General features: G+C 71.4%; 23 protein-coding genes and 1 tRNA gene. 8 read left to right on the forward strand and 16 right to left on the reverse strand.

Annotation, left to right across the window (positions count from 1 at the left end; genetic code table 11):
- Entirely contained in the window at positions 1 to 1,353 is a 1,353-nt protein-coding gene (locus HL652_RS10380) for an MFS transporter (RefSeq protein WP_171705252.1), read from the reverse strand.
- Positions 1,350 to 1,994 (reverse strand): TetR/AcrR family transcriptional regulator, encoded by a 645-nt coding sequence (locus HL652_RS10385; protein WP_171705253.1) that lies wholly within the window; start codon positions 1,992 to 1,994, stop codon positions 1,350 to 1,352. The genes HL652_RS10380 and HL652_RS10385 overlap by 4 nt, the downstream gene beginning before the upstream one ends.
- A 178-nt stretch (positions 1,995 to 2,172) precedes the next feature.
- Here HL652_RS10385 and HL652_RS10390 point away from each other — a divergent pair, with 178 nt between their 5' ends.
- Together HL652_RS10390 and HL652_RS10395 are read left to right on the forward strand one after the other, a co-directional pair.
- Positions 2,173 to 4,671 (forward strand): Ig-like domain-containing protein, encoded by a 2,499-nt coding sequence (locus tag HL652_RS10390; protein ID WP_171705254.1) that lies wholly within the window; start codon positions 2,173 to 2,175, stop codon positions 4,669 to 4,671.
- A 55-nt stretch (positions 4,672 to 4,726) separates the two neighbouring features.
- A complete protein-coding gene (locus HL652_RS10395; protein ID WP_171705255.1) occupies positions 4,727 to 5,332 on the forward strand; it encodes a flavin reductase family protein in 606 nt (201 codons plus the stop codon).
- Between the two features lie 61 nt (positions 5,333 to 5,393).
- On the opposite strand, the gene HL652_RS10400 is transcribed toward HL652_RS10395, so the two are convergent.
- A complete protein-coding gene (locus tag HL652_RS10400; protein ID WP_171705256.1) occupies positions 5,394 to 5,744 on the reverse strand; it encodes a hypothetical protein in 351 nt (116 codons plus the stop codon).
- A gap of 237 nt (positions 5,745 to 5,981) precedes the next feature.
- Here HL652_RS10400 and HL652_RS10405 point away from each other — a divergent pair, with 237 nt between their 5' ends.
- Positions 5,982 to 6,404, forward strand: coding sequence for a hypothetical protein (locus HL652_RS10405; RefSeq protein WP_171705257.1), 423 nt, complete (start codon positions 5,982 to 5,984; stop codon positions 6,402 to 6,404).
- Positions 6,401 to 6,829 (forward strand): hypothetical protein, encoded by a 429-nt coding sequence (locus HL652_RS10410; RefSeq protein WP_171705258.1) that lies wholly within the window; start codon positions 6,401 to 6,403, stop codon positions 6,827 to 6,829. Before HL652_RS10405 ends, HL652_RS10410 begins: the two co-directional genes overlap by 4 nt.
- Before the next feature lie 3 nt (positions 6,830 to 6,832).
- Here the strand turns inward: HL652_RS10410 and HL652_RS10415 are convergent, their stop codons facing one another.
- Positions 6,833 to 7,279 carry a hypothetical protein gene (locus tag HL652_RS10415; RefSeq protein ID WP_171705259.1) on the reverse strand — a complete coding sequence of 149 codons (447 nt, stop codon included), beginning with the start codon at positions 7,277 to 7,279 and terminating at the stop codon, positions 6,833 to 6,835.
- 202 nt (positions 7,280 to 7,481) lie between these two features.
- Here HL652_RS10415 and HL652_RS10420 point away from each other — a divergent pair, with 202 nt between their 5' ends.
- Both HL652_RS10420 and HL652_RS10425 read left to right on the forward strand, forming a co-directional pair.
- The gene (locus HL652_RS10420; protein ID WP_171705260.1) at positions 7,482 to 7,628 is read left to right on the forward strand and encodes a hypothetical protein; all 147 of its coding nucleotides are present in this window, start codon (positions 7,482 to 7,484) and stop codon (positions 7,626 to 7,628) included.
- A 60-nt stretch (positions 7,629 to 7,688) separates the two neighbouring features.
- Positions 7,689 to 7,907 carry a hypothetical protein gene (locus HL652_RS10425; RefSeq protein WP_171705261.1) on the forward strand — a complete coding sequence of 73 codons (219 nt, stop codon included), beginning with the start codon at positions 7,689 to 7,691 and terminating at the stop codon, positions 7,905 to 7,907.
- 52 nt (positions 7,908 to 7,959) lie between these two features.
- Here HL652_RS10425 and HL652_RS10430 read toward each other — a convergent pair.
- The 12 genes from HL652_RS10430 to hisS form a co-directional block, all read right to left on the reverse strand.
- Positions 7,960 to 8,033, reverse strand: a tRNA-Leu gene (locus HL652_RS10430).
- Between the two features lie 107 nt (positions 8,034 to 8,140).
- Positions 8,141 to 9,697, reverse strand: coding sequence for an NAD(P)/FAD-dependent oxidoreductase (locus HL652_RS10435; RefSeq protein ID WP_171705262.1), 1,557 nt, complete (start codon positions 9,695 to 9,697; stop codon positions 8,141 to 8,143).
- Between the two features lie 43 nt (positions 9,698 to 9,740).
- Positions 9,741 to 10,985, reverse strand: coding sequence for a S8 family serine peptidase (locus HL652_RS10440; protein ID WP_171705263.1), 1,245 nt, complete (start codon positions 10,983 to 10,985; stop codon positions 9,741 to 9,743).
- Positions 10,985 to 11,500, reverse strand: a complete 516-nt coding sequence (locus HL652_RS10445; RefSeq protein WP_171705264.1) for a DUF501 domain-containing protein — start codon at positions 11,498 to 11,500, stop codon at positions 10,985 to 10,987. The genes HL652_RS10440 and HL652_RS10445 overlap by 1 nt, the downstream gene beginning before the upstream one ends.
- Positions 11,497 to 12,009 carry an FtsB family cell division protein gene (locus HL652_RS10450; RefSeq protein WP_171705265.1) on the reverse strand — a complete coding sequence of 171 codons (513 nt, stop codon included), beginning with the start codon at positions 12,007 to 12,009 and terminating at the stop codon, positions 11,497 to 11,499. The genes HL652_RS10445 and HL652_RS10450 overlap by 4 nt, the downstream gene beginning before the upstream one ends.
- A gap of 33 nt (positions 12,010 to 12,042) precedes the next feature.
- Positions 12,043 to 13,323: a phosphopyruvate hydratase gene (eno, locus tag HL652_RS10455; RefSeq protein ID WP_171705266.1), complete on the reverse strand. Its 1,281-nt coding sequence runs from the start codon at positions 13,321 to 13,323 to the stop codon at positions 12,043 to 12,045.
- A 60-nt stretch (positions 13,324 to 13,383) separates the two neighbouring features.
- Positions 13,384 to 13,986 carry a TetR/AcrR family transcriptional regulator gene (locus tag HL652_RS10460; RefSeq protein WP_171705267.1) on the reverse strand — a complete coding sequence of 201 codons (603 nt, stop codon included), beginning with the start codon at positions 13,984 to 13,986 and terminating at the stop codon, positions 13,384 to 13,386.
- Complete coding sequence (locus tag HL652_RS10465) at positions 13,983 to 14,432, reverse strand: MarR family winged helix-turn-helix transcriptional regulator (RefSeq protein ID WP_171705268.1); 450 nt, start codon at positions 14,430 to 14,432, stop codon at positions 13,983 to 13,985. Before HL652_RS10465 ends, HL652_RS10460 begins: the two co-directional genes overlap by 4 nt.
- Before the next feature lie 20 nt (positions 14,433 to 14,452).
- A complete protein-coding gene (locus HL652_RS10470; protein WP_171707290.1) occupies positions 14,453 to 16,036 on the reverse strand; it encodes an MDR family MFS transporter in 1,584 nt (527 codons plus the stop codon).
- 223 nt (positions 16,037 to 16,259) lie between these two features.
- The gene (locus HL652_RS10475; protein ID WP_171705269.1) at positions 16,260 to 17,486 is read right to left on the reverse strand and encodes an MFS transporter; all 1,227 of its coding nucleotides are present in this window, start codon (positions 17,484 to 17,486) and stop codon (positions 16,260 to 16,262) included.
- A 2-nt stretch (positions 17,487 to 17,488) separates the two neighbouring features.
- Positions 17,489 to 17,983 carry a MarR family winged helix-turn-helix transcriptional regulator gene (locus tag HL652_RS10480; protein WP_253743783.1) on the reverse strand — a complete coding sequence of 165 codons (495 nt, stop codon included), beginning with the start codon at positions 17,981 to 17,983 and terminating at the stop codon, positions 17,489 to 17,491.
- Positions 17,984 to 18,018: 35 nt separating this feature from the next.
- Entirely contained in the window at positions 18,019 to 19,320 is a 1,302-nt protein-coding gene (hisS, locus tag HL652_RS10485) for a histidine--tRNA ligase (RefSeq protein WP_171705270.1), read from the reverse strand.
- 164 nt (positions 19,321 to 19,484) lie between these two features.
- On the opposite strand from hisS, the gene HL652_RS10490 reads away from it, so the two are divergent.
- Together HL652_RS10490 and HL652_RS10495 are read left to right on the forward strand one after the other, a co-directional pair.
- Positions 19,485 to 20,447: an ABC transporter ATP-binding protein gene (locus HL652_RS10490; RefSeq protein ID WP_171705271.1), complete on the forward strand. Its 963-nt coding sequence runs from the start codon at positions 19,485 to 19,487 to the stop codon at positions 20,445 to 20,447.
- Positions 20,444 to 21,619, forward strand: a complete 1,176-nt coding sequence (locus HL652_RS10495) for an ABC transporter permease (RefSeq protein ID WP_253743785.1) — start codon at positions 20,444 to 20,446, stop codon at positions 21,617 to 21,619. Before HL652_RS10490 ends, HL652_RS10495 begins: the two co-directional genes overlap by 4 nt.
- Positions 21,620 to 21,704 lie beyond the last annotated feature (85 nt).

Below are 21,704 nucleotides of genomic sequence, written 5' to 3' on the forward strand. Positions count from 1 at the left end.
TCACCGCACACTCCTCACCCGTGACACCGCGACGGCGCCCGCGAAACCGAACAGCGCCGACACCAGGAACAGCGCCGGGAACCCGCCCAGCCAGCTCACGACGGCCGCCCCGAGCAGCGGAGCGACGGCCTGCGGCACGGCGGTGGCGATGTTCATGATGCCGAGATCTTTGCCACGCGACGCCGGGTCGGGCAGCACCTGCGTGGCGAGCGCCTGGTCGACCGAGAGGAAGCAGCCGTAGCCGAGGCCGAGCAGCGCGGCCGCCACCATGGTGACGGTGAGCTCGGGCACGAACGCGAGCAGCAGCGCGGCGAGCGCCTGCAGCACCGCGGCCACGAGCACGAAGGCGCGGCGCCGGGCGAGCCGGTCGGAGAGGGCGCCGGCGCCGATCGAGGCGACGACGACGAACACCGTGTAGATGACGATCAGCAGCAGCAGGTCGTCTTCGGCGTTCGGGTCGTTCAGGCCGAACATGAGGAAGTAGAGCAGCAGGGTCGTGCCGAGCGCGTTGCCGATGTTCACCAGGATGCGGCTGAGCAGGGTGAAGCCGAAATCCGGATGCGCGCGCGGGCTCACCCACATGCCCTCGACGAGCGCGCGAAGGGTGAACGGCGGCCGGTCGGCGGGGTCGAGCCGGGCGTCGGGCATGGTGAGGCAGAAGGGTGCGACGAGCACGACGAGCAGCACGGCCATCGCGGTGTAGCCGAAGAACTGTCCGGTGAACAGGGTGGTGGCCAGGAGCACGCCGAGGATGAGACCGACGGCCTGCGGCGCCGAGATGAAGCTCGACACGAAGCCGCGCTGGTTCACCGGCACCTGATCGGAGATGGCGGCGGTGAGGGCCGAGGAGAGCACGCAGAAACCAATGATGGCGAGGGTCCACCACAGGCCCACCCCGACGAGGTCGTGCTGGAGACCCAGTACGAACAGGGCGACGGCGAAGAGGGCGGCTCCCCCGGTGATCCACGGGCGGCGGCGGCCGAAGCGCGAGGTGGTGCGGTCGGAGAGAGCGCCGGTGAGCGGGAAGGCCAGGAGAGCGAAGACGCCGGCGATGGCGGAGATGACGCCGAAGGCGATGACCGAGTCGGTCCAGTGGCCGTTCGCCGTGGAGAGGCTGAGGCGCTCTTCGATCTGCACCGGGAGGAGAAGCTGCACCGGGGTGAGCTGGGCCATCCAGATGCCGAGCCAGGCGGTGCCGAACAGCGCGATCCAGGCGCCGCCGACGCGGCGCACTGGCTCGGCGAGGGCGGGCGGGGCTGCTGCCGGGGCCGCGGCAGCTTCGGCAGCCGCTGCAGCGGGAGACCCCTGCGCGGGCTTCCGCGCTCCGGACCCGGTCGGCTCCGTGGCGCTCATCGGGCCACTCCGATCGCGGGAGCGGCGGCCGCGCTGTCCCGCACGGGCGCGGGTGCCGCCTCGGCGGCGAGGGCGCGGGCGGCGAAGGAGAGGGTGGTGAGGGCGCGGGTGTCGTCACCGTCGGCGAGCCAGGCGAGGGTGACGCCGTCGGTGAGGGCGACGAGCCACCCGGCCACGTCGTCGAGGGGTGCCCTCCAGCGTGCTCCGGAGCGGGTGGCCGCCTCCTCGAGCGAGCGGCGGGCGAGCTCGCGGTAGCGCTCATACTGCCGCTCGGCCACGGGGGCGAGGCCCGGGGTGCGCAGCGCATACTGGGTGAGCTCGAACATGGCGCGTTCTCGGGCCGGATCGCGGCGCACCCCGTCGAAGTAGCGGATGAGGCCGTCGTGCAGCACCGTGCCGAGCGGGCTGCCCGGCGCGGCGTCGACGTCGAGCACCTCCTGCTGGGTGTCGAGCACGGCGTCGACGAGCTCGGCGAGCAGCTCCTCCCGCGAGGTGAAGGCGTAGTGGAAGCTGGCGAGCTTCATGCCCGCCTCCTCCACCACCGCCCGCGTGGTCGCCCCCGAGACGCCCGAGCGGGCGATCACGGTGAACGCGGCCTCGAGCAGTCGCGCTCGACGTTCGGCGACGGGGAGTCGTGCCATGCTGCCTCCTCGGTCTCGGTGAGGTGGTGCGGGTGTCGAACGAAAAGTGGGACGTCTGACCCAGTTGCGTCAGTATGGCGCATTGGTGCCCGTCTTGTACACGGGTTCTGCGAGAAACGTGCGAGGTCGGGGCAGGACGCTTGGATTCCGGGGCGGTTTCGTGTTGGGGTAGGGGGAGGTGTCTGAGTCGCGGAACGAGTGGGGTCGAACGCCGTCGCTGCCGAGCGACGGTGCGACGGGTCGTTCCCGGGGCCGGGCGGGAGCCCGCACCCGCACGCTCGCGGCGACCGCCACGGGCATCGCGCTGGGCGCGCTGCTGCTCGTCGGAGGGGGGCTCGGCGCCACCTCCGCCGCGGCGACCGTTGCACCCGCCGCCTCCGTCGAGCCCACGACCACGCCCGCCCCCGCCGCAGCAACGGAGTCGCCGGCACCGACCGAGTCGCCGACACCCGCACCCGCGCCCACCGAAGCACCGCGGCCCGTCGAGTCGCCCCCGCCCAGCACGCCGCCCACCGATCCGGGCACCCCCACCCCGCCGCCGGCCGACGCCGTTCCTCCCGTCATCGACTCGCCCGCCGCCGGCGAGCTGCTCGACGGATCGGTGCGGGCCTCGGGCGAGGCGACTCCGGGCGCGACCGTGCAGGTGGTCCTCGCCGGAGCATCCGAACCGTTCTGCATCGTCGACGTTCCCGCCTCGGGCTCCTGGTCGTGCGACATCGACGGGCTCGAGAGCAGCAGCTCGACGACGCTGCGGGCCGTCGAGCTCGCCGGCACGTCGACCGCCGAGTCGCGCGTGCAGGTGCGCGTGCTCACGGCACCCGTGGTCGCCGGCGGTCCGCGCGGGCCGCTCACCAACGCGGTGGTGCTCGGCACCGCGCATCCGGGAGCGCTCGTCACCGCCACCACGGGAGAGTTCGCCTGCGACGCCACCGCCGATGCCTCCGGTGCCTGGAGCTGCCCGCTCGACCCGGCCATCACCGACGGCCCCTACTCGGTGACCGCCACCCAGAGCACCTCGTGGAGCGACGGCGCCTCCTCGCCCCGCAGTTCCGCCGTCGACATCGAGGTCGACGTCACCGTGCCCGCCGCTCCGGTGGTGCTCGCGCCTGTCGCCGACGATCGTCTCCCGGTCACCGGCGGCGTGTTCTCGGGAACGGGCGAGACCGGCGCCACCGTGTCGGTGTTCGCCGGGGCCGGGGTGCTCTGCGAGTCAGCCGTAGTCGACTCCCGCTGGTCGTGCACCGGAGCGCCCGCCGCGCCCGGGCGCTACCCCGTTGCGGTGCTGCAGCAGGATGCGGCGGGCAACGTGAGCGTGCAGTCACGCGTCCTCGCCGTGGTCTTCGGCGACCGGGCCGCGACGTCGACCCCGCGGCCCACGCCGGGGGCGACCGCGTCGCCACGCCCGACCAAGGGCGCCTCCCCTGCCGCCCCCGCGCCGTCCTCCGGCGACGACGGCGCGGCGCAGAGCCCGCCCGACGGCTCGTCGCCCGGCACGCCCGGGAGCGGAGACGACGGCGGGGGCGCGGGCGGTGACGACGGCGGTCCCGGCGGTCAGGCTCCGAGCGGCGCCTCCCCGAACGGGTCGACGAGCTGGGCCGACGGCACCCGGTTCACCACCGCCCTCCAGCCCGTGCTCGCCTCCGGCGCGTGGTGGGTGGCGCTCGTCGTGGCGGCCCTCGTGCTGCTGCTCGTAGCGCTCCCCACGCGCCTGCTGGCCGGCACCGTCGGCGCCCTCACCGCGCCGGGCATCGCGCCCGGCACCGACGGCCTCCCCCGACGACGGATGCTCGCCCGGCTCACCGGCCGCAACCGCACGCGCCTGCAGGAGTACGAGCGCGGGCCCCAACTCGCGCTCGGCCGGCCGGCACGCGCCGCCCTCGCCTTCGCCGCCTCGGCCGCTCTGATCACCCTCTCGGCACCCGTCTTCGGCGAACCCGCCTATCTCCGTCTGCTCCTCGCGGCCATCGCGGCCGTGGCCCTGCTCAACGCGGCCGCGACGATCCTCCCCGCCGTCGCGGCACGGCGCTTCCTCGGTATCGAGTCACGAGCGCGCCTCGAGCCGAGGTTGCTCCTCGTCACCGCGGGGTTCGCCCTGGTCTCCCGGCTCGCCGACCTCGAACCCGCCCTCGTGTTCGGTCTCGTCGCCGCACTCGTCGTCGCAGCGCCGGCAGGTCGCGCGGTGAAGGGGAAGCTCGCGGCGCTCCAGGTGGGCACGTTGCTGGTCGTGGGGGCGGTGGCGTGGGTGCTGAGCTCCGCCCTGGGCGGAGCTGGCGGCGACGCCGCGGCGGGCGACCCTGCAGCCGGCGCGCTCGGTGTCGCCGCCGCCGCGGCGTCGGAGTTCGCGACCATCGTGGTGCTCGGAGCCTTCGGTGCAGCATCCGTCTCACTGCTCCCCTTCGGCGGTTCGGCCGGGCGGCGCATCCTCGACTGGTCGCCGCTCGTCTGGGTCGCGCTCACCCTGGCCGCCTTCGGCGGGTTGGCCCTCGCCTTCGCACCCGCGCTCGTGGCGAGCGCGCAGGCGGGCGGCCTGGCCGGGCCCGTCGCGGCGGTGGTCGGCTTCGCTGTGGTGAGCGTCTCGGCCTGGGCGTGGGCGCGCTTCGTCGCGCCCGAGGCGGAGACCGAAACGGAGCCCGAGCCCGGGGCGGGCGTGCACACGCACGACGGGAACGGGCGATGACGCCCCGTTACGTCTGACCGACAGACCGTCGGAGACCACGACCTACACTCGGAGTATGAGCGCGAATTCCGAGTCAGACCGACGGTTCGAGGCCGAGTCGGCACCTATCGGCGAGGTGCTCCCGCACACCGCGGGGGCGCCGACGGTCACGCCCGACCAGTTCAAGGCGGCGTTCCGCAACCACCCCGCCGGTGTCGCGGTCATCACCGCCGACGCGGGCGACGGGCCCGTCGCGCTCACGGCCACCTCGGTGTTCTCGGTGAGCGCCGAGCCGCCGCTGCTCGTGTTCTCCGTGTCGGAGCTGTCGTCGAGCACCCCCACCATCAAGCGCGCCGACACCGTCGTGGTGCACCTGCTCGGGGCCGGCCAGCTCGACATCGCGAAGCTCGGCGCGACGAGCGGCATCGACCGCTTCGCCGACACGTCGATCTGGAAGCGGCTGCCCACCGGTGAGGCGTACTTCCCCGCCGCGCACGCCTGGATCCGCGGGCGCGTCGTCAACAAGATGGAGGCCGGCGGCTCGACGGTCGTCGCCGTGCAGGCGCTCGAGATCCACGCACCGCCCGCGGGAGACCCGTCGGCCGACGCCTCCACGGCCGAGCCGCTGGTGTACCACAACCGCACCTGGCACCGCCTCGGCGAGCACTCGAAGATCGACTGACCGGAGATCGACCGAGCGACCCGAGGGCGACCGACCCGAGATCGACCGAGCCGCGGCGGGCTCAGCCCGCGATGAGCTCGATCGCCTCCTCGAAGCTCGCCACGGGGGTCATGAGCGAGGTGACGTCGCGGGCGAGCTCGGACGGGTCGCCCGCGCTGTGCACCACGATCACGCGCGCGTCGGCGAGGCGGCACACCCTGATCTTGTAGTTGATCGAGACCCGCTCCCCCGGTCGCTGCTCCACGATCATCACGTCGGTGGGGAACGCGGGGCTGGTGAGCATCTGGCCGAGCGACTCGGCGGCGAGCCGCAGCTCGAGCCCGGGCACCGCCTCGAGCGCCGCGCGCTTGACCGCGAGCGAGTGCGGGTCGGCGTCGAACACGCCGACCGTCGTGTGCTTCGCACCGCTCATCTGGAATCTCCCCACCACAGCGCACCGTCGCGCGCGGCTGTCCTCCGACCCTACTCACTTCGGCGGGATCCGCCCACGGTCGGATGCGACCGAGTCGGGAACCGGACGGCACGCGACGCAGAACGGTCGCCCTCCACCAGCACGAGGTTCGGGGAGCTGTCAATCCCCGCGCTCGCCCACCGGGCCACTCCGTAGGGTCCGGAGCACACCGCACGCTTCCGTCCTGAGGAGGACACCATGTTCGCACGCTGGACCGCCCGCATCCTGGGCATCGTCGTCGCCGTCCTGGCGATCGCCGGACTCTTCGTCGAGGGTGAGCACCTCGGCGGTATCGCCGACGTCGACCTGGCGCTCGACCTCTCCCGCGTCGTCATCGCCGTCGCGCTGCTCTGGGTGGGCTTCGCGCGGGTGCGGCGTGCCGCGCTGTCGACGGTGCTCGGCCTCGTGGGCGTCGTCTACCTGCTCATGGCGATCATCGCCATGGTCGACGCCGAGCTCTTCGGCGTGCTGCCCACCGGGTTCACCGGGTTCGACATCGGCTTCCACCTGGTGGCGGGGGCTCTCGCCCTGGTCGCGGCCCTCGTGCCGTCACGGTCGTCGGCGCCGGACACTCGCGACGACCGTCGCGCGCCGAGCGGCCTACCCGAGTCCCGTCGATGACCGGGTCGCGGCCGTCAGGCGTGGCCGAGGGCGACGCCTGGCCCATCCTGGCGGCCGTGATGGAGCACGACGAGGGCGGCGACCACATCACCTTCGCCGTCTCCGACATCGCTCCCGAGGAGTACCTCGGCCCGGTCGTGCTCGGGGTCGACAACCTGACCGCGAGCACCGGCGAGGTGGTGGCCGTCGTGGCACGCTTCGACCTCGGCGGATGCACGGTCTGCTCCACGACGGGCGGAACCAGCACCGAGCATCCGGATGCCCGGGTCGACTTCAGCGACGGAGCCGTCACCATCACGGCGAACACCGGGGTGCGCATGCCCGGGCCGGGCGACCACCCCGTCGCCTTCTGCCTCGTCGACGGGGTGCCGTTCCAGCTCGACGTGCCGGTGGTGATGATGCCGGCGAGGCCGCCCGCCGGCTGAGCACTACTCGATGCAGGCCAGGGCGTTCTCGACGCCGGGCGAGTCGGTGTCGACCGTGCTCGCGGTGAAGACCGAGTACTCGCCGGCCGTCTCCCCGACGGAGGTGAGGGTGACGGGCTGCTCGACCGTGGGGTCTTCGGCCGTCCACCACACGGCTTCCAGCGGGCCGTCGACCCCGGTCGCGGTGAAGGTCGCGGTGACGAACCAGCCGCCCTCGCCGTCGGACATGGCGGCGATGGCGTTCATCGACGCATCAGGCCGGGCGTCGGAGAGGCCCTGCTGCACGAGATCCATCGCGGCGCGGCTCACGCTCGTGCACGGCTGAGGGGGCGGGGGCGCCGCGGTCGCCGCGGTCTGCACCGACGACACCCCCACGGGCGCACAGCCCGCCAAGAGCACGACCAGGAGAGCCGTGGCCACCCCCACCGGCACCGAAGAATGTCTCGCCATACGCCCACCGTGCACCCGCGGAGAGGAGTTGACAAGCCCCTCCCCCTGCCCCGATTCCGGCGGTGACACGATCGTTATCGAACCGTCTCCCAGGCGCTCGGCGGGCTGGGAGAATCGCACCGATCGCGAGCGGTCACCGGGCCGGCCGGGTAGGTTCGCCGGCACGGGGGGCGATCCCGTCCCCGACCCGAAGGAGCGACCCATGAGCGACGAGAAGCAGCCCGGCACCGACGACGCCCCCCTCGGCAAGGACGGCACCATCCCGAACTCCGACGACGGCATCGCGGTGGGCCACGACCCCGACGGCTCGCACTTCAACCAGGAGGAAGAGGCCGGCGACGAGGAGTAGCCGCCCAGGCTCTTCTCGCCCGGCGATCGGCTCTCGACGAAGCACCACGAAGGGGTTTTCATGGACACCACCGCAGCAGTCATCATCGCGATCGTCGTGTACGGGTTGGGGCTCGTGTTCGGCCTCCTCGTGCTGGCGGCCGTGATCAGGTACGCCGTGCGCAAGGGCATCGAAGACGTGCTCTACAAGAAGGGCAAAGACGGCCTCTGGTCGGCCGAGCCCGGCGTCGTCGCCGTCGCCAAGGAGATCGCCGCCGCCTCCCGCGACCCCCGCCCCTGACCGGGAGCGCCCGCCGCAGCGGGCGGAGCGGCCGCGCGCCGCACGCAACGCGTACCCCCACTGGGACTCGAACCCAGACTGAAACGATTTTAAGTCGTCTGCCTCTGCCGATTGGGCTATGGGGGCGGGGTGTTCATCGTAGCGGGAGGGGCTGAGACCGCGGCGGAGACGACGACGCGCGCCGTGCATCCGTCGGCCTGGGCCGGGATGCGCGGCGCGCGTCGAGAGGTCGGCTACTCGCCGGCGGTCGCTGCCGCCTTGGTGCGCGGCTTGGCGGTCTTCTTGGCCGGCGCCGGGGCGTCGCCCTTCGGGGCCTCGGGCGCGGTGTCGGTGGCGGCCACACCGTTGACCTCGGCGGTGGCCGACGGGGTCGAGCTGTGCGAGCCGGGCAGCTGAGCGTTCGGCTGGGCCGACGCGGCGGGAGCCGCAGCCGCAGGGGCCGACGAAGCCGGGGCCGCACCAGCGGGAGCGGCGACCCGCGGGCGCGCCGCGAACTCCTCGAAGGCACGGCGCGGGTGCTCGCGCGCCTGGAGCGAGACGTTGTCTCGGCCGAGGAAGAAGTTGTTCACCCAGCCCCAGATGACGCGCAGCTTGCGCTCCCACGACGGCATCGCGAGACCGTGGTAGCCGCGGTGCGCGAACCAGGCCGGGAGGCCCTTGATGGCGAGCTTGCCCGACTGGAACACACCGATGCCGATGCCGAGACCGGCGACCGCGCCCATGTTCTTGTGGTAGTAGTCCTTGACGCCCTCGCCGCGCAGCTCGGCGACGATGTTCTTCGCGAGCAGCTTGCCCTGGCGCACGGCGTGCTGGGCGTTGGGCACGCAGTAGCCGCCCACGCCGCCGCCGGTGAGGTCGGGCACGGCCGACACGTCGCCGGCACCCCAGGCGCCCTCGACGATGCCGTCGTCGCCCTCGACCCGCAAGTCGGCGCGCACACGCAGGCGCCCGCGCTCCTCGATGGGGAGGTCGGAGTTCTTGATGTCGGGCGTGGCCATGACGCCCGCCGTCCAGATGATGAGGTCGCTCTCGAAGCTCTCGCCGGTCGACAGCTCGACGACGCCGCCGACCGCCGACTTCAGCTGGGTGTCGAGATGCACGGTGGCGCCCCGCTTGGCGAGGTTGTCGATGACCCACAGGCTCGTCGGCAGGCTCACCTCGGGCATGATGCGGCCCATCGCCTCGATGAGGTGGAAGTGGGTCTCCTCGAAGCCGATCTCGGGGTAGCTCTCGATGAGCGCCGAGACGAACGAGCGCAGCTCGGCGAACACCTCGATGCCCGCGAAGCCGCCGCCGACCACGACGACGGTCAGCAGACGGTCGCGCTCGGGGCCGGGGGGCAGCTGGGCCGCCTTGTCGAAGTTGGTGAGGATGCGGTCGCGGATGGCGGTCGCCTCTTCGATGGTCTTGAGCCCGATCGCCTCGTCGGCGACACCCGGAATCGGGAAGGTGCGCGAGACCGCCCCGGCGGTGACGACGATCTGGTCGTACTCCTCGTCCCACTCCTCGCCGGCGTTCGCGACGATGTGCGCGGTCTTGTCGGCGTGCGTGATCTTCGTGACCTTGCCCGCGACGACACGCGTCTGCTTGAGGTGGCGGCGGAGACCGGTGACGGCGTGACGCGGCTCGATCGAACCGGCGGCCACCTCGGGGAGGAACGGCTGGTAGGTCATGTAGGGCAGCGGGTCGACGACCGTGACCTCGGCCTCGCCGGACCTGAGCCACTTCTCCAGCTTCCACGCGGTGTAGAACCCGGCGTAGCCGCCGCCGACAATCAGGATCTTGGGCACAGTGAAACGCTCTCCTCAGTACAGGTGGCCTGGGTACAGGCTACTACTTGTGGAGCAGTCGCCTGAAATGCGCGACGGCCCCCAGCGCGAATGTCGCCATGAGGATGAGGAAGCCGAGCAGCAGCCCCAGCGGCACCGCCCAGTGAATGAGAGTGTACACCCCGGGCCCGCCCTCCTCCAGAGCGGCGGCGGGCTGCGGCGCGGGCGTCGCGGTGGGCGCGGGGATGACGATCGAGTCGAGCGACCCCGCGTCGGAGGAGGGCCGGTAGGTCGAGATCCAGGCGTCGAGGTCGCCCATCGGGTTCGCCGTGACGGGCGCCACGTCGGCCCCGACCGCCGCTCCCGCGTCGATGAGCCCGTAGCCGTAGATGGGCCCGGGCACCGGCTCCCCCTTGGGCCGCGCGGTGGCGATGATGCGGTTGATGACGCTTGCCGCGTCGAGCTCCGGATGCGCGGCCTTCACGAGCGCCGCCAGCCCGCTCACGAGGGGGGCGGCCCCGCTCGTGCCGCTCCAGTCGACGTAGCCGCCGCCCGGCACCACGCCCACCAGCTCCTCGCTCGGCGCGGCGACGGCGATCGTGATGCCCTGCGAGGAGGCGTCGAAGCTCGCGTCGCCCGCGACGTCGACCCCGGCCACCGCGACCACGCCGGGGATGGTGGCGGGGGCGCCCACCTCGTTGGTGCCGTTGGCCCGGTTGCCCGCGGCGGCCACCACCACCACGTCGTGGTCGAAGGCGTAGGAGAAGGCGTCGTCCCAGCTCTCCGGCCAGTCGAGACTGTTGCGGGTGAGCGACATGTTGATGACGTCGGCCCCGTGGTCGACGGCCCAGCGCACGGCGTCGGCGACCTGCTCGTCGGGGTCGACGACCTCGCCGTTGGCCAGGGCGATCGAGATCGACAGCAGCGACGCCTCGGGCGCCACGCCGAGCACCCCGTCGCCGTAGCCCGTTCCGCGCCCGGCGATGAGCGAGGCCACCATGGTGCCGTGCTCGGGGTTGCCGTCGCCGACGGGCATCTGCCCGTCGGGGGCGCCCAGCCCCGACACGTCGGTGCCGTCGACGACGGCGCCGCGGAGCTCCCGCACACTGCCGTCGACGCCCGTGTCGATCACCGCGACCGTCGCACCCGCACCGAGGGTGTACTGCCAGGCGTCGTCGAAGCCGTAGGCGTCGAGCCAGTACTCGGAGTCGCGCACCGAGTCGGCGTGGGCCGGCGCCGCGACCACGAGCGGGGCGACGACCGCCAAGGCGATCACCGCACCTGCAGCAGCCCGCCGCACGGCCGTCATCAGGGCTCGAGCACGTAGTCGACGCACTCGCAGACCGCAGGCGACCAGTCGCCGCGCTCGAGGGCGAGGTCGCCGATCGGGTTCACACCGGGCCCGGCGGCGAGGGAATGGGCGGCGAGCGCGTGCAGGCACTTCACCCGCGTCGGCATGCCTCCCGCCGAGATGCCGGCGATCTCGGCGACCTCTCCGTAGACGGCACGATCGGCGAGGTAGGCCGCGTGCGCTGCGGCGTAGGCCTCTGCCCGGTCGGCGTCGTCGGCCAGCGACTGCTGCAGCTCCGCCATCACGTGCTCGGCCTCGAGGTCGCTCATCGCCGCCGTCGCGGCGGGGTGGCTCATGTAGTAGAGGGTGGGGAACGGCGTGCCGTCGGCCAGCCGCGGCGCGGTCGCCACCACCGTCGGGTTGCCGCAGACGCAACGCGCGGCGATGCCGAGGACGTTCCGCACCGGGCGGCCGAGCTGCGCCGAGGCGACCTTGAGGTCACGCTCGGAGGCGGGCTCGAAGGGCGGTCTCATTGCACGACTCCGTCGTTCTGAAGCTGGTTGGGGGTGGCGGTGGAGAGCCCGGCGGTCATGCCGGAGACGAACAGCGACGACAGCCAGTCGACCTGGGTGGTGCTGATGGTGTCGCTCGGGGCGCTGTCGCCTCCGCCCGCGACCGCGGGCACGTCGTCGACCACCAGGAAGCTCGTCTCCCCCGGCATCACGTAGTAGAGCCGGTCGCGCGCCTCGGCCTTGATGTAGGCCGGGTCGCTCCACCTGGCCACCTGCTCGGTGAGGCTGTCGTTCTCGGCACTGCGGTCGTCGACCGCGGCGTGGAGCGCAGCGAGCTGCTGCCGCTGCTCGATGTAGACGCGGAGGCCGGGCGCGATGATGATGACGAACATCACGATGACGACGAACATGAGCACGGTGAAGCCCGAGAAGCGGATGCTGCGCAGCCAGCTGCCCGGGCCCGCGGCGGTGGCCTGCGGCAGCGCGACCGGAATCCGCTTCGAGCGTGATTCGGGTGCGCGCTGCCGCATGACTACCTCTGCTTCTGCGCCCCTCGCGGGATGCTAGGCGGTGAAACGGGGGAACGCGCTGCGGCCGGCGTAGACGGCGGCCTCGGCGAGCTCCTCCTCGATCCTGAGCAACTGATTGTACTTGGCCACGCGCTCGCTGCGGGCAGGCGCACCGGTCTTGATCTGGCCGGCGTCGGTGGCGACGGCGAGGTCGGCGATGGTGGTGTCTTCGGTCTCGCCCGAGCGGTGCGACAGGATCGCCGTCATGCCGGAGCGCTGCGCGAGCGACACGGCGTCGAGGGTCTCGGTGAGGGTACCGATCTGGTTCACCTTGACGAGGATGGAGTTGCCGGCCTTCTGCGCGATGCCCTGGGCGAGGCGCTTCGGGTTGGTGACGTAGAGGTCGTCGCCGACGAGCTGCACCTTCTGGCCGAGCTCGGCGGTCAGATGCGTCCAGCCCTCCCAGTCGTCTTCGGCCAGCGGGTCTTCGATCGAGACCAGCGGGTAGTTCGCCACGAGCTCGGCGTAGTACGCCGACAGCTCCTGCGACGACAGCTGCTTGCCCTCGAACGAGTACGAGCCGTTCTCGAAGAACTCGGTGGAGGCCACGTCGAGCGCGAGCGCGACGTCGCGGCCCGGGGTGAACCCGGCCTGGGTGACGGCCTCGAGGATGAAGTCGAGCGCCTCGCGGTTGTTCGGGAGCTCGGGAGCGAAGCCGCCCTCGTCGCCGAGACCGGTCGACAGGCCCTTCGACTTCAGCAGCGACTTCAGCGAGTGGTAGACCTCGACGCCCCAGCGGAGCGCCTCGGAGAAGGTCTCTGCGCCGAGCGGCACGGCCATGAACTCCTGGATGTCGACGCCGGTGTCGGCGTGGGCGCCACCGTTGACGATGTTCATGAGCGGCACGGGGAGGGTGTGCGCGTTGGGGCCGCCGACGTAGCGGAACAGCGGCAGGTCGGAGGAGTCGGCGGCCGCGCGTGCCACGGCGAGCGAGACGCCGAGGATGGCGTTGGCGCCCAGGCGCTTCTTGTTGTCGGTGCCGTCGCGCTCGATGAGTGCGGCGTCGACGAGGCGCTGGTCGGTGGCGTCGAAGCCCTCGATGGCCGGGCCGAGCTCGTCGATGACGGCGTCGACGGCCTTCTCCACGCCCTTGCCGAGGTAGCGGCCCTTGTCGCCGTCGCGCAGCTCGTAGGCCTCGAAGGCACCGGTCGATGCGCCGGAGGGGACGGCTGCGCGCGAGACGACGCCGTCGTCGAGGAGGACTTCGACCTCGACGGTCGGGTTTCCTCGCGAGTCTAGGATTTCTCGAGCGCCAACGGCTTCGATGAGTGCCACGGGTGGTTTCTCCTCTGATAGCAAGCGGGGTGGTGGTCGCGTTGCTGCGCCCGCCGCAGGCTAGTCTAACGAGTCGCGGCAGACCGCCTGCATGGTGGTGACGGCGCCGAACAGCCACTCCGCGAACTCCTCGGCGCCACCGTCGAACGCGTCGGTCTCGAGGGGGCGGTGGAGGGCGCAGTCGACAGCCGACATCACCATCGCCACCGAGAGCTGGGCGCGCTCGGGGGTGGTGCGCCGGCTCGCCAGCAGCACGATGTCGTGCCGCAGCTCCGCGGCGAACTTGATGACGTCGGGCGCGAGCTCCGGCCTGCGGTGCAGCAGCTCACGGATGGCCTGACGGTCGGAACCGTCGCGCGCCGAGGCGTCCATGATGCCGCCGACGAGGGTGCACAGGTCGCGCACCAGCCACCTCTCCCCGTCGTTCTGCAGGAAGGCGTCGCGCTGCGCATCCGTCACCTGGAACGACGACAGCCCGACGATGGCCGACACCTTCGACGGGAAGTAGTTGAAGAAGGTGCGGGTGGAGACCCCCGCCTCGGAGCAGATCGCGTCGACCGAGGCGTGGGCGGTGCCGTTCTCGGCCACCAGGCGCAGCGCCGCCTCGTGGATGGCCTGCCGGGTCTCGACCTTCTTGCGCTCGCGCAGGGAGGGTGCCGTCATCGCCGTTCGATCCTGTCGTTGAACTCGCCGAGCAGCCGCACGAACTGGGCGACGTCGGCGTCGCTCCAGTCTTCGAAGACGTCGGCGTAGAGGCTCTGGGTCTCGCGGCGGATGCTCGTCATGCGTTCCACGGTCGCCTCGGTCGGTGCGTAGAGACTCGCCCGCCCGTCGGCCGGGTCGGGCTCGCTGGTGACGAAGCCCAGGTCTTTCAGCACCCGTAGCTGCCGGCTGAGCGCGCTCTTGTCGATGCCGAGCTGGGCGATGATCTCGCCCGGTGGGGTGGGGTGGTGCTTCACGATGAAGCCGAGCACGAGATACCCCGAAGGCTGGAGCTCGGGCGAGAACAGCTGCGCGTGGTGCTGCACGACCATCCTCACCCGCCGGAGGATCCGCGCCATCTCGCCTTCGACGGCGAGGATGGCATCGGTTCTGTCGGAGCTGCTCACAGCCTCCAGGGTATCGGGAGTCATCGGGAGCCCGGCCGCCCCGTGTCGGCCCCGTCGGTCTCCCCCTCGAGCGTGAGGCTCACGCCCTCGGTGTCGGCGGCCACCTCGGCACCCGAGACGGCGACCACGGTGGCGGCCTCCCGCTCGGCGAGCTGCTCGACCGAGGTCTTGGTGCCCAGGGCCCGGTTCGGCAGCAGGGAGATGGCGATGATGGAGATGACGGCGAGCGGCACCGCGATGAGGAACACGTCGGCGACGGCCTCGCCGTAGGCCGACTCCACGAGGATGCGGATGGGCTCGGGCAGCGTCGACAGGTCGGGGATGCCCCCGCCCTCGAGACCCGCGGCCTGCGAGGGGTCGACGCCGAGCTTCGTGAGCCCGTCGGTGACGAGCGTCGTGATGCGACTGCCGAGCACGGCGCCCATCACGCTCACGCCGATGGTGCCGCCGAGGCTGCGGAAGAACGCCACCGAGGCACTCGCCGTGCCGATCTGGCGCGGGTCGACAGCGTTCTGCACGATGAGCACGAGGTTCTGCATCACCATGCCGACGCCGGCGCCCATCACGAACATGTAGAGGAAGACGAGGTAGAAGCTCGTGTCGTAGCGGATGGTGCCCATGAGCGCGAGGCCGATGGTGAGCAGCACCGAGCCGACCACCATGTACCGCTTCCACTTTCCCGTGCGGCTGATGACCTGGCCGATCACCATGCTCGACAGCAGCACGCCGGCGATCATCGGGATCGTGTAGAGGCCCGACTCGGTGGGGGTCTTGCCGCGCGCCAGCTGCATGTACTGGCTGAGGAAGACGCTCGTGCCGAACATCGCGACGCCCACCGAGATGGAGGCGACGACCGCCAACCAGAACGTGCGGTTGCGGAAGAGCGTCATCGGGATGATGGGCTCCTTCACCTTGAGCTCGGTGAGAACCGCGAGCCCGAGCAGCACCACGGCGCCCACCACCATGAGGATGCTCGTCACCGAACCCCAGTCGAACTGGTTGCCCGCCATGGTGACCCAGATGAGCAGCAGCGAGACGCCGGCGGCGATGAGCACCGCGCCCAGGTAGTCGATGGTGACCTTGCGGCGGTGCGACGGGATGTGCAGGGTGCGCTGCAGCACGATGAGCGCGGCGACGGCGAACGGCACGGCGATGTAGAAGTTCCAGCGCCACCCGATCGAGTCGGTGATGACGCCGCCGAGCAGCGGGCCGCCGACCGTGGCGACGGCCATCACGGCGCCGAGCAGGCCCATGTACCGGCCGCGCTCGCGGGGCGGGATGATGTCGGCCATCGCGACCTGCACGAGGGCGGTGAGACCGCCGGCGCCGAGGCCCTGCAGCACGCGGAAGAGGATGAGCATCTCGGTCGACTGGCTGAGACCGGCTAGCGCGGAGCCGACGACGAAGACGACGAGGGAGAGCTGGATGAGGAGCTTGCGATTGGTGAGGTCGGCGAGCTTGCCCCAGATGGGCGTCGAGACGGTGGTGGCCAGCAGGGTCGAAGTGACGACCCAGGTGTAGCCGGCCTGGGTGCCGCCCAGGTCGCCGATGATCTTCGGCAGCGAGCTCGACACCACGGTCGAGGCGAGCATCGCCACGAACATGCCGAGCAGAAGGCCCGAGAGGGGCACCAGCACGTCGCGGCGCGACGACGATGGCTGGTCGACGCCCTGAGCGGGCGCTTCGGAGGTTTTCAGGGACACGGTTCTCCAGAACTAGAAAGTTGATCTGGGTCAACAGTACGCCGACTGTTGATCCAGATCAACTAATTTCTGCAGAACGTGCAGAATTGCAGTTCCTGCAGGGCCCGTGCGCGCATCCGTGGTTCTAGAGCTGCTCCCCCGCGGTGATGGCCTCGGCCTCGACGAGATCGGTCTCCTCCTCCTCGTGGTCGACGTGGGCGATGGCGCGGTGGCCGACGATGACGATGAGCGAGGCGACGACCACCGAGCCGGCGGCGACGTAGAAGGGAACCGCATCCGTCGTCGCGGCGGCGATGAGGGAGGCGACGGGCGGGGCGACGGCGCCGCCGAGGAAGCGCACCGCCGAGTAGGCCGACGAGGCGACCGGGCGGGGCAGGTCGGTGGCCGCCATCACCGACTCGGTGAGCACGGTGTTCATGACGCCGAGCAGCGCCCCGCCGACGATGACGCAGACGATGAGACCTGCGGCCGACTGCACGAACAGGCCCGCCGCCACGAGGTCGGCGCCGAGCAGCAGCAGCACCGTCCAGAGCACGCGGGTGCGCGGCAGCCGCCGGGTGAGCCAGGGGGCGGCCCACACCGAGGTGATCGCCACGGCGATGCCCCAGCCGAAGAAGGTGAGACCGAGGCCCATGGCGTCGAGCCCGAGCGGGAACGGCGTGTAGGCGAGCAGGATGAAGAAGCCGATGTTGTAGAACAGGGCGGCCACCGCGAGCACCGCGAGGGCGGGTCGCGTCAGGGCCTTGAAGGGCGCGGAGAGCGGGCTCGGGGTGGGGCGCTGCGGCTCCTTCTTCATCAACACGAGGATGGCGATGAAACCCACCGCCATGAGGGCCGAGGTTCCGAAGAACGGGCCGCGCCAGCTGATCGAGCCGAGCAGACCTCCGAGCAGCGGGCCGATGGCGATGCCGAGACCGAGCGCGGCCTCGTACAGCACGATGGCCGAGCTCGCTCCTCCGCTCGCCGCGCCCACGATGGTGGCGAGCGCCGTCGAGATGAACAGCGCGTTGCCGAGGCCCCAGCCGGCGCGGAAGCCGATGACCTCCTCCACGCTCTGCGAGAGGCCCGCGGCGAGGGCGAACAGCACGATGAGGCCGAGGCCGATGAGCAGCGTGCGGCGCGCCCCGATGCGGGTGGAGAGCCAGCTGGTGAACAGCATCGCGAAGCCCGTGATGAGCAGGTAGCTGGTGAACAGCAGGCTGGTCTGGGTCTGGCGGGCGTGCAGGCTCTCGGCGATGGCGGGGAGGATGGGGTCGACCAGGCCGATGCCCATGAAGGCGATGACGCAGGCGAAGGCGACGGCCCAGACGGCCTTCGGCTGCTTGAGGATGGAGGCGCCTGCGGCGGCCATCGTCAGGCCGCCTTCACGGCGGAGGCGGCGCGGGCGTCGGAGCGGGCATCCGCGGCGCGGAGCTCGGTCGCCTCGCTGATGAGGTCGACCGCGCGGCTGATGACGTCGAGCTCGGAGGCGTCGAGGTCGTCGAACAGCGGCGAGAGCGCCGATCCGAGGCGGGCACGCCAGTCGGCGAGCGCCGCGATGCCCTTCGGGGCGAGGGCGATCTGCCAGCCGCGGGCGTCGTCGACCACCGCGATGCGGCGGATCCACTCCACCTCGTTGAGGTTCGCGACGATCTTGGTCATGGTGGGCTGGCTCACCCGGCTCTGCTTGGCGAGCTCGCCGAGGCGCATCGGCCCGAAGGTGCTGAGCACGCTGAGGGTGCGCCAGGTGGCGGGCGAGGTGGAGTCGCCCGTGGCCTGGGCGGCGATGCGGGTGAGGCGGTGCGTGACCGAGACGAGGTCGGAGAGCAGGGCGGAGAGTTCGGGGGTTGAAGGGTTGTCGTTGATCACGAACAACTATTTTACATAGGTAAACTATGTTGTTGTCATTCCGGGGCGGAAAGTTCTTTGAGCTCGAGGTCGTCAGCCCGCGTGGCGTCGCGCCCGACCAGGGCGAAGTGGGTGAAACCGGATGCTGCGGCCCGGTCGAGAAGCGGGGCGAGGTTCTTCGTGCGGCGCTCCAGACGCACGCGCTCGCCTCGGTCGACGAACTGCGTCTTGAGCGCCAGCAGGCGCTCGGGCTCGGCTGCCTTGTCGTGCACCAGCACGATCGACCTGGTGCCGGCGCCCGCCGGGTCGTCGATGAGGTCGATGATGCGCTCAAAGCCGATGGAGAAGCCGCAGGCCGGCACCTGCTCGCCGAGGAAGCGGCCGATCATGCCGTCGTAGCGACCGCCACCGCCCAGTGAGAAGCTGAAGTCGGGGTGCTCGATCTCGAAGATCGTGCCCGTGTAGTAGCCCATACCGCGCACCAGGAAGGGGTCGAAGACGAGCTCGCCGCGCACGCCGGCCGTCTCGAGGGCCGTGCCGATGGAGGCGAGGGCTGTTACCGCATCCGGAGCGACACCCTCGGGGAGAGCCGCCGCCACGGTGGTGGCGGTGAGGGGCGTGGCCTCCGCTGTCACGGAAGTCTGCTCGAAGTAGGCGGCGAGCGCGTCGACCGCGGCGGGGGTGGTTCCCTTCGAGCGCAGCTCGTCGATCACTCCCCCCGTGCCGACCTTGTCGAGCTTGTCGACGGTGATGAGCACCGAGGAGTGCTCGTCGGCGGCGAAGCCGAAGGCGTCGAGCACGCCGAACAGGATGCGGCGGTCGTTGATGCGGATGCGGCACCCGGCGAGACCCAGGGTGTCGAGAGTCGCGAGGGTCGCCGTGAGCAGCTCGATCTCGGCGAGGATTCCCGCCTCGCCGATGATGTCGATGTCGCACTGCACGAACTGGCGGTAGCGGCCCTTCTGGGGGCGTTCGGCCCGCCACACCGGGGCGATCTGCACGGCGCGGAACACCTGCGGGAGAGCCGCGCGGTGGGTGGCGTAGAAGCGGGCCAGCGGAACGGTGAGGTCGAAACGGAGGCCGAGGTCGGCGAGGGCGTCGGGGTCGTCGGTGGCGGCGGCCTCCGCGAGGTCGGAGGCGGCGAGGCCGCGCTTCATCACGTTGAACGCGAGCTTCTCGTTGTCGCCGCCGAGTCCGGCGTGGAGGCGGTCGAAGTCCTCCACCACGGGCGTCTCGATCTCGTCGAACCCGTGGGCGGCGTAGGTGGAGCGGATGACGCCCAGCACCCTCTCGCGCTTGGCCTTGTCGGCGGGAAGGAAGTCGCGCATGCCGCGCGGTGCGGAGACGGGAGTTGCCATGGGAAGAGTTTATTTGGCGGCGGTACCCCTCCCGAACCCGATGGAGTTCTGGCCCGGTGGCGGAACTTGATGGAGGATTTGTCCCGTTCCCTCCGAATCCTCCATCGACTTCGTCGCTCGTCGGGGTCGGCTGTTACGTTCGGAGGCGACGAGGTGGGGGAAGCATGAGTGAGGTACCGGCATTTCCGGGTGCGGCGTCGGCCGCGGGGGCGGGGATCGTCGTCGAGGGGGTGCGGCGGGCGTTCGGGGCGGTGGAGGCCGTGCGGTCGGTGTCGTTCGAGGCGCGGGCGGGGGCGGTGACGGCACTGATCGGGCCGAACGGGTCGGGCAAGACGACGCTGCTGCTCATGCTGGCGACGCTGCTGCGGCCCGACGCGGGGCGCATCCTCATCGGTGGGATCGACCCGGTGGCGGAGCCGCGTGCCGTGCGCCCCATCGTCGGGTGGATGCCCGACGCGCTGGGATCGTGGAACAACCTCACCGTGCACTCGGCCCTGGCGATGACTCACCGGCTCTACGGGCATCCGAAAACCGTGGCGAACGACCGGGCCTGGGAGCTCATCCACCTCGTCGGTCTCACCGAGCTGGCCGCCCGACCCACCCGCGTGCTCTCGCGCGGGCAGAAGCAGAAGCTGTCGCTCGCGCGCGCCCTCTCGAACGACCCGCGCGTGCTGCTGCTCGACGAGCCCGCGTCGGGGCTCGATCCCGTGGCGCGCATCGAGCTGCGCGAGCTGCTGCTCGCGCTCGCGGCCGAGGGGCGCACCATCCTCGTCTCGAGCCACGTGCTCTCCGAGCTCGACGAGCTCGCCACCGATGCCGTCTACCTCGACCACGGCGTCACCGCGTCGCGCGAGGCCGTGGCGCGAGCGCGGGCGTCGTCGCGGGTGTGGCGGGTGAAGTCGCTCGACGGCTTCGCGCTCGGTCCGCAGCTCGAGGGCATCGGGGTGGACGCCTCGCGCATCGGCGTCGACAGTCAGGGCTTCACGGTCGCCATGACCGACGAGACGGATGCTGCGGCCGTGCTCTCGGCACTGGTGGCGGCCGGGGTGCAGGTGAGCTGGTTCGCGCCCGCCTCGGGTGAGCTCGAACGCACAATGCAGGGGCTGCGGGACGGGGGTGCGGCGTGAGCGCGCAGGACGGTGTGGGCGGGTCGGTCGTGCCGGGCGGAACGGGCGGCGCGGGCGGGCCGGGCGTTCCCGGCGCGGGCGGGCCGGGTGTTCCCGGCGCTCCCGGGTTCGGCGGGATCGGGGGCTTCTGGCGCGGGGTCGGTCTCATCCTCGCGCTCGAGCTGAAGCAGCGGGTGCGCGGGGTGGCCTGGTACGTCATCCTCGGCGTCTGCTTCGCCCTCGTCGCGATCGTCACCCTCGGTGTGGCGGTCATCGCGGGCGGCTTCGGCACGACGGGCGGCGCGCTGTACTCCTCGGTCGTCTACTTCGTGCTGCTGCTGGCGAGCCTCATCACCCCGGCACTGTCGGGCACCGCCGTGAACGGTGAGCGCGAAGGCGGAACCCTGGCGACCATCCAGGTCACCTCGGTCACCACGGGTCAGATCGTCATCGGCAAGTGGCTCGCCGCCTGGGTGGCGTCGCTGGCGCTGCTTGCCATCACCTCACCGTTCCTGCTGCTGGCGTCGGCGTTCGGCGAGGTGTCGGGAGCGACGGCGCTGTCGTCACTGCTCATCCTCACCGCGCAGCTCGGCGTGCTGTCGGCGATCGGCGTGGGGCTCTCGGGTGTCATCCGCAAGCCGCTGTTCTCGGTGGTGGTGAGCTACCTAGCGATCGCGGCGCTCAGTCTCGGCACCCTCATCGCCTTCGCCATCGCCGGATCGGTCACCCAGGTCACCGTCACGAACACCACGGTCGAGCCCGCCTACCGGGCCGACGGCACGACCTTCGAGTGCAAGCCGGGCACGACCGTCTCGACCTACACGGTGCCGCGCTTCGACCCCTACTGGGGACTGCTCGCGGTCAACCCCTACGTCGTGGTGGCCGATGCGTCGTACGGCGACTTCGACGACAACGGCAACCCGCAAGACCTCTTCGGCTACATCGCGCTCGGCGTCCGCCAGGCCCAGATCGCGCCCGAGACCGAGACCTTCACCGACTACTGCGCCCTCGCCGTCTCGGGCTTCGAAGACGACGACCAGCCGACCGCCGAAGAGCTCCTGCGCACCGGCGTTCCGAGCTGGTTCATCGGCCTCGCCCTGCAGTCGGGACTCGCCGCGCTCGCCCTCTGGGGCGCCTGGGCCTCCACCCGCACCCCCGCCGGCCGCCTCGCCAAGGGCAGCCGCATCGCGTAGGCCCGGGCGCCGGAGGCTGGGCCGCGCCTCGGCACAACGACGGAGTTTCAGCCTCATCTGTCCAAACGACGGATGCTGGTTCGAC

This window comes from Herbiconiux sp. SALV-R1 (assembly GCF_013113715.1).
Classification (GTDB): domain Bacteria; phylum Actinomycetota; class Actinomycetes; order Actinomycetales; family Microbacteriaceae; genus Herbiconiux.